The organism is Candidatus Liberibacter africanus PTSAPSY (assembly GCF_001021085.1).
GTDB classification, from domain to species: domain Bacteria; phylum Pseudomonadota; class Alphaproteobacteria; order Rhizobiales; family Rhizobiaceae; genus Liberibacter; species Liberibacter africanus.
Window position 1 is genome coordinate 513,672 of the sequence record NZ_CP004021.1, and the last position, 14,227, is coordinate 527,898.

The following is a 14,227-nucleotide window of genomic DNA, read 5'->3' on the forward strand; positions in this document are numbered from 1 at the left end:
AATGACCCAAAATAGCGTAACACATCTTATTAAATTAATAGAATGCCCTTCAATCACTCCACAAGATGGAGAAGCAATTTCTATATTAATCAACACGTTAAAACCACTTGGTTTTAACGTTGAAGCAAAATATTTTCAAACAGAAAACACACTACCGGTTAGGAATCTTTATGCTCGTTTTGGCACAAAGGAACCTAATTTAATGTTCGCCGGACATGTCGACGTTGTTCCTCCTGGAAATTTAAATCTTTGGAAATATCCGCCTTTTTCAGCTACCATTGTAGAAGATAAAATCTATGGTCGCGGAGCTGTTGATATGAAAGGAGGCATTGCTTGCTTCATAGCAGCTGTTTCTCGATTTATTTCAAAATATAAAAATTTTGGATCTATCTCCCTCTTAATCACCGGAGATGAAGAAGGGCCCGCAATAAATGGCACAAAAAAGATGCTACCATGGCTCGAAAAAAAAGGAGAAAAATGGAATGCATGTATAGTAGGAGAGCCAACATGTAACAATTTACTCGGCGATACAATAAAAATAGGACGCCGAGGAAGCCTTACAGGAGAAATAATACTTAATGGGAAACAAGGACATACAGCATATCCACATCTAGCAGAAAATCCCATAAGAGGACTTATACCAGTATTATATCAATTAACTAATATAGAGTTTGATTCTGGAAGCGATAATTTCCCTCCAACAAATTTAGAAGTAACAACAATAGATGTAGGAAATTCCGAAAAAAATGTTATCCCCGCACAACTAAAAATGTCTTTTAATATCCGATTTAACGATTTATGGAATGAACAAACACTAATAGAAGAAGTTAAATCGCGTTTAATAAAAGGCATCCAAAACGTACCAAAACTATCTCATAGTGTAAGTTTTTCATCACCAATTTCCCCTGTTTTTTTAACACATGATCGAAAATTAACATCTGTATTAAGCAAAATCATCTACAATATAACTGGTATAACACCCCTATTATCTACTTCTGGAGGGACATCTGATGCACGCTTCATAAAAGATTATTGTCCTGTAATAGAATTTGGACTTGTAGGAAAAACGATACATGCCCCGAATGAAAACACATCTCTTCAAGACCTTGAAGATCTAACTTGTATATATGAAAATTTTCTACAAAATTGGTTCATAAATCCAGAACAGTAAAATTATACATCGTTCCCATATAGAAATAGCCAAAAATACTTTTTATAATAGAAAAATAAAGATAATTTTTTTATGCTTTTCTTGCCACCTATAACGCAAACACTTCATTAATTAAAACTACATCTTAGAACTTAAAATACGCTTTTTACGCCCACGCCCAAGACCCATATTCTTAGCAAGTTTCGAACGAGTAGTAGCATATTCCCTAGAAACCATCGGATAATCACTGGATAAGTTCCATTTAACACGATATTCATCAGGTGTCATATTATGATGTGTTTTAAGATGACGCTTCAAAGATTTAAACTGCATCCCATCTTCTAGACAATATAAACAACCATTTTCTATAGATTTTCTTATTGGCACTGCCGGCTTAAGCCTTTCAGGCTGAACACTATCCTGACAAGGCATGCAGGAAATTATACCCCTCAGAGCAGAATGTACATCTGTAATAAGACTTCTGATCTCAGCTATAGGTACAACATGATTACCCACATACGCAGAAACTATATTAGAAGTCAGTTCAAGAAATTTTTCAGAACTATCAAAAGTAGCATCATCATCCATATATACAATTTCCCTATCTTTTTGTATAGCAAGTATCTTCTCTACGTATGAAACGGCACAACACAAATAAAGGAAGACACACAATACATACTTAAATAAAAAGAAAAATACTTATTATATAACTAAAATTGTGAACCTATTACATAATGTTTAAATTAAAAACTTATATTAACAAAATACTTTTAGGCAAACACCCTAAAAATACTTTATGTAATGGGAAATATAATAGAATTATTAGTCTATAATTAGGCAAAAAAATAGTAATTATAACAAAATATTTTTAAAAAATCACTTATATACTCTTAATTTCTATAATAACCTCTACTTAATATATGCTTTTACTTTTTACTTCACAACATAATAAAAAAGCAGAACACCTCTACTGTATTACAGTTATTAAAATACACTTATATATTAAATCAAGAATTAATAATAACAAAAATACTACATTAAAATCTCAATAATAATAAAATTTTCTTTACGCTGACATAGATGAGCCTAATGAAAATATCAAAATTAAAATATTACTAATAATCAAACAATCGGCTTTCCTGTATTTTGATCAACAGCTTTCATAGATAATTTAATTTTTCCATGATCATCAAAATTTACCAGCTTAACCCATACAACATCACCTTCCTTGACCACATCGCTTGTCTTGGAAACTCTGTGTGCAGAAAGCTGTGATATATGTACAAGCCCATCACGCGCACCACAAAAATGAACAAAAGCACCAAAATTCATAACTTTAACTACATGACCCTTATAAATCTTATTAACTTCTGGCACATCTATAATAGAGGAGATCATTTCACGAGCGGCCTCTATTGCTGCGGAAGACGAAGAGGCTATCTTGACAGTCCCGTCATCATCTATATCAACTTTTGCACCTGTCTGCTCAACTATACCACGGATAACTTTCCCCCCTATTCCAATAACATTACGTATTTGATCTTGGGGAACAGACATAATTTCAACACGTGGAGTAAATTCACCAAGTTGTAATCGGCTCTCTGACAAAACATCTGACATTTCATTAAGAATATGAAGACGTCCTGCCTTAGCCTGTTGCAAAGCCATCATCATGATTTTTTTAGGAACTCCCCCTATTTTTAAATCCATTTGCATTGCAGTAATACCAGAATCTGTTCCTGCAACTTTGAAATCCATATGACCAAAATGGTCTTCATCTCCAGATATATCAGATAAAATAACATACTGATCACCTTCTTTGACTAGCCCCATAGCTATTCCAGCAACTGGCTTGGACATAGGAACTCCAGCATCCATTAATGCTAATGATGCCCCACACACCGTTGCCATTGAAGAAGAACCATCTGATTCTGTTATTTCAGAGACTATCCGTAAAGTATAAGGAAACTGTGATGATTGTGGCAAAATAGGGTGAATAGCACGTCTTGCTAACCTACCATGACCAATTTCACGCCGATTAGGAGCTCCAACCCTTCCAACCTCTCCTACAGAAAAAGGGAAAAAGTTATAGTGCATCATAAAATCATTTTTCTTTGTTCCAGCCAAAGAATCGACATATTGCTCGTCCTCTTTGGTTCCAAGAGTAACAACCACTATTGCCTGAGTATGCCCACGAGAGAAACAAGACGAGCCATGTGTCCGCTGTAGAATACCTACCTGTGCACTAATATCACGAACCCTCTCGACATCACGACCATCCATACGAACTTTTGTTTTCAAAATTTCTGCACGAATAATCTTAGCCTGCGTATCTTCAAATACAGAAACAACTTCTCTTTCGCTCCAAGAAGAATTTTCACCACTAAAACAAGAAATCACTTTTTCTTTAAGGTTACTAATTGATTCAGAACGCACAGATTTATCAGAAGAAAAACAAGAAACCCGAAGATCTTTCTCAACCATCTGAAAAACTTCTCGTTCTAATTCCGAAAAATCTTTCGAATCTACAATTATCGGATCTTTTGCACACTTCTTTGCAAGATCGGAAATAGCTTCAATAACAGGTTTACACGCATCATGTCCAAACATGATGGCATCAAACACCACTTCTTCTGACAATTGGTTGGACTCTAATTCAACCATAAGAACAGCATCTTCGGTGCCAGAAAAAAAAAGATCAAGAGATCCCTTCTCTCCATCCAAAGGTGGATTCAAAACATATTTCTCATTGATATAATCCACTTGCGCACCTACCACAGGACCCGCAAATGGCAATCCAGACAACATTAATGCAGCAGATGCCGCAATCATACTCACAACATGAGAATCATTTTCCAAATCATGTTGCATAACATTAATTATTAGCTGCGTCTCGTTTTTATAATTTTTTGGAAACAATGGTCTAATAGAACGATCAATCATACGTGAAACCAAAATCTCGTGCTCAGTAGAGCGAGATTCACGCCTTAAATATCCTCCTGGAATTTTACCAACAGCATACGACCGTTCTTGATAATTAACAGTGAAAGGGAAAAAGTCTTGGTCCTCTTTAATAGATCTATCGAAAACAACAGTAGCTAAAACAACCGTTTCTCCATAGGTTGCCAGAACAGCTCCATCAGCATTTCGTGCAATCTTACCGGTTTCCAACTTAAGTGGACGCCCAGCCCACTCAATTTCAACTGTATGCACATCGCACATATTACACATCCCTAATTATAAAAAACCCATCAGAACAACATGCTTGTTAAAGCAAGATGGGGAAAAATCTAAATAATCTCATTGAGACATTAATACACATTAATAAGATGTATTAAATGCACTCATCCTTGATACAAAACACTATCCAAACCCGATACAATAACGAAAGGATATCAATTATCGCCGAAGCCCCAAACTGCTAACTAATTTTTTATATCTCTCTACATCTTTTCTTTCAAGATATTTTAAAAGAGAATTTCTTAAAGCAATTAATTTACTAAGCCCTATTTTAGAATTTACATCTTTTTTAGCATTTTTAAAATGCTTTGTAAGATTCGCTATTCTTTCGCAACAAACCGCAATCTGTACTTCTGGAGAACCAGTATCTTTCTCTGATGAAGCATACTCCTGTATAAGTTCTCTTTTGCGCTTCAAAGTTATTGACATAAACACCTCTTTTTTATTGAATTAAAATCTCTCTGCTTTCTGTAAAACAAAAATCAGAGACAAACTAATGAATCTTTCTGACATACATTTTAATTGAAAAAAAACATATCAAACACCAATCTTCAAGCCCCATTACATCCCATCGGCTATTTTTTGCGAACACATCAATGCATCAAGTTTCCAATAATTCTGCAACGACGTATCATATCGAAATCGAAATTCTGGAACATATCTTAGCGTCCTAAGAGATCGACTCACACGACATCGAATAAATTTAGTATTGCGATTTAAAGCAGAAATAGTCATATCAGAAGAAACATCTGGAGGCAAGGAAACATATACCGTAGCAACTTTCAAATCCGCCGACATACATACTTCTGAAATAGATATAACGTCCCTATTAATTAAAGGGTCTTGGAACTCATTTTTGAATATAACCCACATCAAGGCAGAGCGAACTTCCTCTCCAACACGTAACGCCCGCCTAGAAGGGCTTGAACCCCTATTTTTCAAAGCCAAAAATCCCCACAACACCCAAAATGCTATAAATACAACAAAAAATTATCATAAAGAACGCTTAACATGCTCTATACTAAAGCATTCAATTGTATCTCCAACTTGTATATTATCATAATTATCAAAAGCCATACCACAATCTTGCCCCATGTGAACTTCTGAAACTTCATCTTTAAAACGCTTAAGTGTTTTAAGCTTTCCCTCATACATTACATTACCATCACGTATAAGACGCACACCTGATCCACGTTCAACCTTACCTTCAACCACTTTACAACCAGCTACATTTCCTAACTTAGTTACAGAAAAAACTTCTAATACCTCAGCATTACCCAAGAACGTTTCTCTAATTTCTGGTGACAACAATCCTGACATAGAATCTTTTATTGAATCAATAAGATCATAAATGACATTATAATAAAGTATATTTATTCCATCCCTTGCAGCAAGAGCTCGCGCTTGAGAACTTGCGCGAATATTAAAACCAAAAATGACAGCACCAGACGCTTTGGCTAATGACACATCAGTTTCATTAATCGCCCCAACACTAGAATGCACAATTGAAACACAAACTTCACTGTTATTGAATCCACCTAAAGAATCAACAATAGCCTCCACAGAACCCTGAACATCACCCTTTATAATAACAGAAAATTCTTTTATTTTAGACGATATATTCGCATTTCTTACAAATTTCTCCAAAGGACTACGCGAACCCAATCTACGCGCCATAGACTTATTCCTTGCTATACGCTGCCTATACTGCGCAACCTCTCGTGCACGACTTTCACTATCAATAACTACAAATTTATCTCCAGCCATTGGCATACCTTGAAGACCAAGAACCTCAACCGGCATAGACGGCACAGCTTTCAAAACACTATGCCCCTTATCATCAAATAACGCTCTAATCTTTCCCCATTGATCCCCGACAACCAAGATATCACCTTTGTTTAATGTCCCTTTTTGAACTAAAACAGTAATAATTGGCCCTCTACCTCGATCAATCTTTCCTTCAACAACTATTCCTTCTGCCTTACGATTGATGCTAGTTCTAAGATTCAGCATTTCTGCCTGCAAAAGAATGGAGGAAAGCAATTTATCTAAATTAAGATTGTTTTTAGCAGAAATCTCAACATCCAGAACTTCTCCACCCATACTTTCAACAAAAACATCATATTTTAATAAATTCATCCGAACTTTTTGTACATCTGCACCTAGTTTATCAATCTTATTAATAGCAACAATAATCGAAACATCAGAGGCTTTAGCATGATTAATGGATTCAATTGCCTGAGGCATTATTTCCTCATCCGCAGCTAAGACAAGAACAGCAATATCTGTAACACGTGCACCACGAGCGCGCATTCCATGAAAAGCCGCATGCCCTGGGGTATCAAGAAAGGTAATGTTTTTTCCCTGATAATTAACTTGATACGCACCTATATGCTGAGTTATCCCTCCTATCTCACCTTTAGCAACACTAGCATTGCGTATAGCATCAAGAAGAGATGTCTTACCATGATCCACATGGCCCATAATTGCCACAACAGGAGGACGAATCTCTAAATCATCTGCACTATCCGAAATATCAAAAATACCTAATTCAACATCCGAATCCAAAACACGCTTAACAACATGCCCAAATTCACTGGCGATTATCTCAGCTAGATCAGCATCTATGACATCCCCAGGCTTCATGATCTGCCCTTCTTTCATCAAAAATTTTATCACATCCGCAGAACGTTCTGACATACGTTGAGACAATTCTTGTATTGTAATAGTTTCAGGAACGATGATATCCCGATAAATCTTTTCCCTCTTTTCTTGCTTTTGATTGCGACGGAATTTCTCTTGTCGACGACGCATTGCTGAAAGAGATCTTCCGCGAGACCCCCCCCTTTCTTCATCAACATCATCCACAGTGGCAATCTTAATTTTCTTGTATTTTTTATCTTCATCTCCAACTTTATTCCGCGAAGTAGGCTTGGATGAATGAACGGAAGCATGCTTATTGCTCGCTCCTCCTTTAGATTTACCACGACTACTACTTATATCATCTGAGGATTTTCGTGATTTGTTATTAACAAGAACGGAATCAATCGAATCCGAAGAATCACTGTCGATAACATCATGCAAAGGAACAACCGAAGACTTCTCCACATTGGCATCTACAACTTCAATACTTTGCTGATCTTCAGAAGAAACTTCTGTTTTACATAAAATATTTTCAGGAGATTGGTCATTATCACACTCTATAGGAGTCTCAAGGTTTTTTGAAAGCTGTTCAAGTGATTGTTGTTCCAACTTAATCCGCGTTTCTTCATCACGCACTTGTGCCTCATGAAGCGCACGACGACGACTTTCTAGCTCCTCTTGCGAAAGGCCCCCAAAAGAAGAATCACTTCTTTGCGCAGATTTCTTTTCAGAATTAGACGCCCCTAGAAAATTTTTTTTATCTTTTGCCTGCAATAAATCTTTCGAATTATCAGAAGAAGAATCTATAACCCGAGAATCCGTCCTAAAAACAGATACTTTTTCTTTACCCTGAAGATAGGAACGACGCTTCCGTGTCTCCACTACAACAGATCTAGCACGACCTTGATTCGCACCCTTATTTTGCAATGACGCATGACCAACGCCCAGCGATGATGTTTTGAGCGTTAAAGTCCTTTTCTCCACCACACTTGATTTCTTATCATCTTTATTATCTGTCATAAGCCTCTAATCCACCGCGGAGAAAAATAAAAATTAACCCCTTACACACACTGTAAACCTCTACTAATCAGCCTCAATATACAAACACCTTATCAATACTGAATAAAAAACATATGTATATTTCTATACCTTATACCATCAACTATCAAGCTCTCGGAATAACTGCAAGTAAGCTTTAAATACACAAACACATATTGATCTACTTCGCCCATTAAAAAAACAAAAAATTAATGAATGTTAATCAACATCTTGACTTTCCGCATTCAAAACCTCTTCTTTCTCAATCCAACCCATCCTATATCGAGCATAGAGAATCATGCTTTCAACTTGATCTTTTGAAAGACCTAAACTTGATAACAAACCATCAAATTTTTCAATATTACCATTCTTATTCTCAATCCAACCCAACAAATCATCCACAGAACAACCTGCCAAATCCTCCATAGTTTTAATTCCATTTTCTCCAAGAGCCAATTTTATTTTAGAGTCCATGCCAGGAACATCACATAATTCCTCCGAAACGCCCAGGTCTTTGATTTTATTTTGGAGAGTAGCATCTAAACCATCAAGATATTCTTGCGCTCTTCCCTGTATTTCAACGGCCGTTTCCTCGTCAAATCCCTCAATAGAAGCAATCTCTTTAACCTTCACACATACTAATTCTTCAATATCAGAAAAACCTTCCGCCACAAGAAGATTCGCTATCATTTCATCAACATTAATAGCTTTCATGAAAAACTGAGTACGTTCATTGAAATCTTTTTGACGATTAGCAGAATCTTCCTCTTCAGTGATAATATCTATTGCCCAACCTGTTAACTGTGAAGCCAGACGTACATTTTGTCCGCGACGACCAATCGCCAGAGAGAGCTGTTCTTTCGGAACAATGACTTCAATACGACCAACATCTTCATCCAATACTACTTTTGTCACGACAGCTGGACGCAACGAATTAATTACAAATGTTGCAGGATCCGGCGACCAAACAACTATATCAATTTTCTCATCTCTTAACTCTCCCACAACAGCCTGAACACGCGACCCACGCATTCCGACGCAAGCTCCAATAGGATCAATAGAAGAATCACTAGAAAAAACGGCTAATTTTGCACGAGAACCAGGATCACGTGAAACCGCCTTTACCTGAACAATTCCATTACAAATCTCCGGAACCTCCATATGGAATAACTTTACCATAAACTGCGGATGCGTACGAGATAATAGAACCTGGGGCCCCCTTTGTTCACGCCTTACATCGTATATATAACTTCTTACACGATCTCCTGGGCGCATGTTCTCCCGCGGAATTGTCTCCCCACGGCGAATTACACCATCTGAATTTCCAAGATCAACAATCACGTTACCATATTCAACACGCTTAACCGTACCGCTAACAATCCCCCCGACCTTATCTTTAAAATCAAGATATTGACGATCGCGCTCAGCTTCACGTACTTTTTGGATAATTACCTGTTTGGCAGATTGAACAGCAACACGACCAAAACCTACTGGCGGAAGAGGCTCAGAGATAGTTCCCCCTATATCAGCATCTGGATAGCGATCACGAGCTACCTGCAGTGAAATTTGACAGGCATAATTTTCAACTTCTTCTACTACTTCCAATATACGATACAAGGAAATATCCCCAGTTTCTGGATTAATTTCAACTCGAATATCAGAGGCTGTTCCATAAAGAGAGCGCGCAGCTTTCTGGATGGACTCCGCCATAACCGAAAGCACTACACCCCGATCTATTGATTTTTCACAAGCAACAGCATCTGCAATTTGCAAAAGCTCAAGTCTGTTTGTGGAAACCGTCATACAAATCTCCTTAATTCCTCACAATCCAGCATAACTCGCATCAGCTATTCAAGGAAGCACCTAGCAATTTATCAGTAACAACAAGTCTTGCAGAAAGAAGCGAATCAAATGGCACCGCAATCTGCAATTCATCTGTATTTTTCCCCTCTTTATCAAGGAAGAATACATCCTCATTAATCCCTACAATTTTCCCAATCAATTTTTTCTTTTCCCCGGAATCTGACATAATTTCACACGATACAACGTGATCATTCCACCGTAAAAAATCAGATTTCCTCACCATCGGACGATCAATCCCAGGAGAAGAAACCTCTAATTGATACTGCCCTTCTATTATATTCTCCACCTCAATAATAGGGGATAGAGCCCTAGACAATTCTTCACAATCGCGCAATGTCATACTCCCATCATCGCGCTCTACAAAAATCTGCAATGACAGCTTTTTTTCTCCTACAAGAGATACCTGTACAATCCTAAAGCCCATTTCTTCGACAATAGGCTGAATCAAAGCAGATATATCGCGACCTAATCCTACGTCTCCAAAAATCCTTGACTCATATTTGCTATAAAAAACATCTGCACTTTCCAAAGACTACCCTCACTATACCCACCCATAAAAAACAAAACGGCGAGTAATCATGCCGCCGCTGACTTATGAAATAACACTAAAATAGTAATGCTCTCATGTCTAAATTGTCAATACTAATTACTATATATATACCATGCTATAAAAACTTGCAAATCAGCATTTTACACAATAAATCACCAGTTTCAAAGACACCTACTTAATTCAAAAACATCCCAATAGCATTAATTGCTAAAAATATTATTTCTTGATATAATATACCCCTTTAATAACAAAACGAACATACAGAAAGAAAACAAATATCATTGATGAAATCGATGATAAAATAACCGCCAGCAACGGCTGCAAACCTTGAAAGGTTCGCAATAACTGCGTATACAAAGCGTAATTTAAAACAGAAAATATAAAATACATAATCACATAACGAATTGTCTCAAGAAAAGACTTGCGCCGTAATTTAAGCAATACAAATAAACGATTTGGCTTCCAAGACACCAAAAAGGCTATAGCGATAGAAAACAGACGATTGTAAAAAGGATCCATTCTACATTTAGTCAATATAATAAATCCAATTACATCTATAAAAAAAAAATAAAAATATTAAAAATAAAAGCAACACACTGTTTCATAACAATCTTTCAATGAACTTTGTCTAATTTAGACTTATATACTTTTAAATCTACTTAAAATCATTTACAATACTTATACACAAAATACAAATCCCCTAAAAATGAGATTAAGTGTATGTCAAAGCTATTTAATATGGCATCTATCACGCCTTTAAAGCAATGATCATTACTTTAACAATAGATTTTTAAAACAATTAAACCGCTAGAAAATTATGGATTATTTTTTAAAAAAAAGCATCTTACACCCCCAAGAATACTCTGTGTCAGAACTATCTTACCGTCTAAAGCACACAATTGAATCAAACTTTCCTTACATATCTGTGCGAGGAGAAATATCTGGCTATAGAGGAGTTCACTCATCAGGACATGCGTATTTTTCCCTAAAAGATAACCAGTCACGCATTGACGCTGTCATTTGGAAAAGAACACTCAATAAAATGGAGTTTTTACCAGAAGAGGGAATTGAGTTCCTTTCTTTAGGGAAGATAACTACTTTCCCAGGTTCCTCCAAGTATCAAATAATCATAGAATCCTTGACCCCATCTGGCTCAGGCGCATTTATGGCCACTTTAGAGAAAAGAAAGAAAAAACTCTCCGAAGAAGGGCTTTTCTCCGACAAACACAAAAAAACTATACCATCTATCCCTAAAGTAATCGCAGTAATAACATCTCCAACCGGAGCAGTAATCCGTGATATTTTACAAAGAATTTCCTGCAGATTTCCTTTGCGAGTGATTGTTTTTCCGGTTAAAGTACAAGGAGAAGAATGCCCTAAAGAAATTATCAATGCAATTATTCAACTAAACACTTTAAAAAATGGGGATAATTGCCCTAGACCAGACATTATCATCCTTGCCCGTGGCGGCGGTAGCATAGAGGATCTCTGGCACTTTAACGACGAAATGGTTGTCCGAACTATAGTAAATAGTTCTATTCCTATCATATCAGCTATTGGACATGAAACAGATTGGACATTAGCCGATTATGCCGCAGATTTACGAGCCCCCACCCCAACAGGAGCCGCAGAAATTGCCACCCCTGTAAAAGAGCATTTACTAACATCTCTAATGAAGATTGAAACGAGATTGGATAGCACAAGCACTCGATTCATAAAACAACAAATAAATACTCTAAATTCTTTGCTAAAAACTCTTTTAAATACTGACCAAATCCTTGCTTGTCCACGCTATAGAATAGATAGATTATCCCGTGAATTAGACCATAATCTTAAAAGTATAATTTTCCGCAAATATCGCAATTTTTATACTATGAACAACAGAATACACTCGGAATCTCCTACACAAATCATTCAAAAAAATCGTCATAACATCATAAAAAAACAACAATGCATCGAACATACAATTACACAAAACCTACGTTTTATCTCTCTGAAAAAAAAAGAAAAAATCGCAATCCTTCGTATGCTATTGGAGCAAACAATTAATCGTATATCATCCTTTCATATACACATACAAAAGATGATTAACCGTATTGAATTGGCGCTATCGTATAAAATAAAAAATTGCCAAACATCTGCTTCAATAACCACACAAATTTTGCAATCTCTCTCTTATAAAAATACCCTAAAACGAGGATACTCCTCCATTCGAGACCACAACAACAACTTTATTTCCAGAAAAAAACACCTATCCACCGACACAAGAATCCTTATTGATTTTTTTGATGGACAAGCAAATGCTATTATAATCAATAAAAACCATCCTATTACGAAGGAATCGCCCACAAAGAAATTTACTATCCTCAAAGACACAAAGGAACGTCAAGGAAAATTATTTTAAAAAATCCACTCTCCTCCCCTCATGACAGGCACAAGGGCACCATTTTTTGTAAAACCATCAACATCCATATCTCCAGAACCAATCATCCAGTCAACGTGAGCTATGCTTGAATTACCACCTTGTTCTTCCACCCAATTACCTGACGCATTCGCAGGTTTTTTTAAACATTTAGAATAACATTGTCCAAAAGCTATATGCGAAGCGGCATTCTCATCAAATAAAGTATCATAAAACAACGTATCCATCTTAGACAGGATGGAAGAGTGCGGAACTAAAGCCACTTCTCCGAGTCTACGCGCACCTTCATCAATATCAAAAATTTTATTCAACATCTCTTCCCCCTTTGAAGCAGAGGCTTCAACGACATGCCCTTTCTCAAAGCGCACCCTAATATCGTCAATCAAAACACCTTGATATACGAGCGGCTTAGTACTTGTTACATATCCATCTACTTTTTTTGCATGGGGAGTAGTGAATACTTCTTCTGTAGGAATATTAGGGTTACAAATGACCCCATTCTGCGCAACAGAAGATCCAGCTGACCACTGATGCCCATCCGCCAAACCAACCTTTAAAGACGTATTAGGTCCTGAAAAACGAATTTCCGCGAAATCCTTCTGGTTTAACCATTGAGCCTTTTGATGAAGAAAGTTATTGTGTTCCGCCCAAGCAGCTATAGGATCAACGCAATTAGCTCGGGAAACAGCAAAAATGGTGTTTGCAAGTTTTGCCACGGCTATTGGAACAGGATAATTCGGATACACAATTTTTGCCCATTCACAACTTGGATAAGGAACGATACTCCAATTAATATCAAAATTAGAAATCCTCTCTAAAGCCGGCTTGTACGCCTTTAAATACGCTTGATTAACTCGACTTATTTTGTCGGGATCTTCATTAATAAGCAACAAAGGATCATCCCCAGAAATACTCAACAAAGCAGTATTACTAGAATAAGCCTTTGCAAGCCCTTCACAAAACCAATCCGCCGCCGTATCGAAAACATAATCAGCTCCGTATTTATACCGCATAAGGGTAGATTCGTTATCCTTATAAAAAACACTCACCAAACCTGCTCCCAAGATATAAGCATGTTTAGTAATTAATCTCACTAGAGGTAATGCGCCAACCGGAGCCATCAATATGAGATGCTGTCCTTCTTGAATATGCACACCAACTTGTAATGCAACTTTTGCGAGTTTTTCTAGTTGTAATAATTCTACGTGCGTTACAGACGAAATCCCATTTTCCATAAAAGCCTCTTCACTTAATAATAAATGCACCATACCCAAAATAAACAATTTTACAGTAAGTTGCCTTGAAATCCAATATTGATCAT

11 protein-coding genes are annotated in these 14,227 nt (G+C 36.7%); 2 read left to right on the forward strand and 9 right to left on the reverse strand.

The features are described from left to right. Window position 1 precedes the first annotated feature (1 nt). Window positions 2–1,171, forward strand: a complete 1,170-nt coding sequence (dapE, locus tag G293_RS02410) for a succinyl-diaminopimelate desuccinylase (RefSeq protein WP_047264157.1) — start codon at window positions 2–4, stop codon at window positions 1,169–1,171. Between the two features lie 117 nt (window positions 1,172–1,288). On the opposite strand, the gene G293_RS02415 is transcribed toward dapE, so the two are convergent. From G293_RS02415 to G293_RS02450, 8 genes are all read right to left on the reverse strand, one after another. Next, window positions 1,289–1,738 carry a Ros/MucR family transcriptional regulator gene (locus G293_RS02415; RefSeq protein WP_047264158.1) on the reverse strand — a complete coding sequence of 150 codons (450 nt, stop codon included), beginning with the start codon at window positions 1,736–1,738 and terminating at the stop codon, window positions 1,289–1,291. 534 nt (window positions 1,739–2,272) lie between these two features. After that, window positions 2,273–4,372, reverse strand: a complete 2,100-nt coding sequence (gene pnp, locus G293_RS02420) for a polyribonucleotide nucleotidyltransferase (protein ID WP_047264159.1) — start codon at window positions 4,370–4,372, stop codon at window positions 2,273–2,275. A gap of 177 nt (window positions 4,373–4,549) precedes the next feature. Further along, on the reverse strand, window positions 4,550–4,819 hold the full coding sequence (gene rpsO / locus G293_RS02425) for a 30S ribosomal protein S15 (RefSeq protein WP_047264160.1): 270 nt from the start codon (window positions 4,817–4,819) through the stop codon (window positions 4,550–4,552). 132 nt (window positions 4,820–4,951) lie between these two features. Next, window positions 4,952–5,332, reverse strand: a complete 381-nt coding sequence (rbfA, locus tag G293_RS02430) for a 30S ribosome-binding factor RbfA (protein WP_047264687.1) — start codon at window positions 5,330–5,332, stop codon at window positions 4,952–4,954. A gap of 51 nt (window positions 5,333–5,383) precedes the next feature. Further along, window positions 5,384–8,053 carry a translation initiation factor IF-2 gene (infB, locus tag G293_RS02435; RefSeq protein WP_047264161.1) on the reverse strand — a complete coding sequence of 890 codons (2,670 nt, stop codon included), beginning with the start codon at window positions 8,051–8,053 and terminating at the stop codon, window positions 5,384–5,386. A gap of 237 nt (window positions 8,054–8,290) precedes the next feature. After that, on the reverse strand, window positions 8,291–9,874 hold the full coding sequence (gene nusA, locus G293_RS02440) for a transcription termination factor NusA (RefSeq protein WP_047264162.1): 1,584 nt from the start codon (window positions 9,872–9,874) through the stop codon (window positions 8,291–8,293). A gap of 40 nt (window positions 9,875–9,914) precedes the next feature. Continuing rightward, entirely contained in the window at window positions 9,915–10,463 is a 549-nt protein-coding gene (gene rimP, locus G293_RS02445) for a ribosome maturation factor RimP (protein WP_047264163.1), read from the reverse strand. Between the two features lie 237 nt (window positions 10,464–10,700). After that, entirely contained in the window at window positions 10,701–11,018 is a 318-nt protein-coding gene (locus tag G293_RS02450) for a GtrA family protein (RefSeq protein ID WP_244464452.1), read from the reverse strand. 283 nt (window positions 11,019–11,301) lie between these two features. Here G293_RS02450 and xseA point away from each other — a divergent pair, with 283 nt between their 5' ends. Continuing rightward, window positions 11,302–12,888: an exodeoxyribonuclease VII large subunit gene (gene xseA, locus G293_RS02455; RefSeq protein WP_047264164.1), complete on the forward strand. Its 1,587-nt coding sequence runs from the start codon at window positions 11,302–11,304 to the stop codon at window positions 12,886–12,888. On the opposite strand, the gene G293_RS02460 is transcribed toward xseA, so the two are convergent. Further along, window positions 12,885–14,141: an aminopeptidase gene (locus G293_RS02460; RefSeq protein WP_047264165.1), complete on the reverse strand. Its 1,257-nt coding sequence runs from the start codon at window positions 14,139–14,141 to the stop codon at window positions 12,885–12,887. The genes xseA and G293_RS02460 overlap by 4 nt on opposite strands. Between the last annotated feature and the right edge of the window lie 86 nt (window positions 14,142–14,227).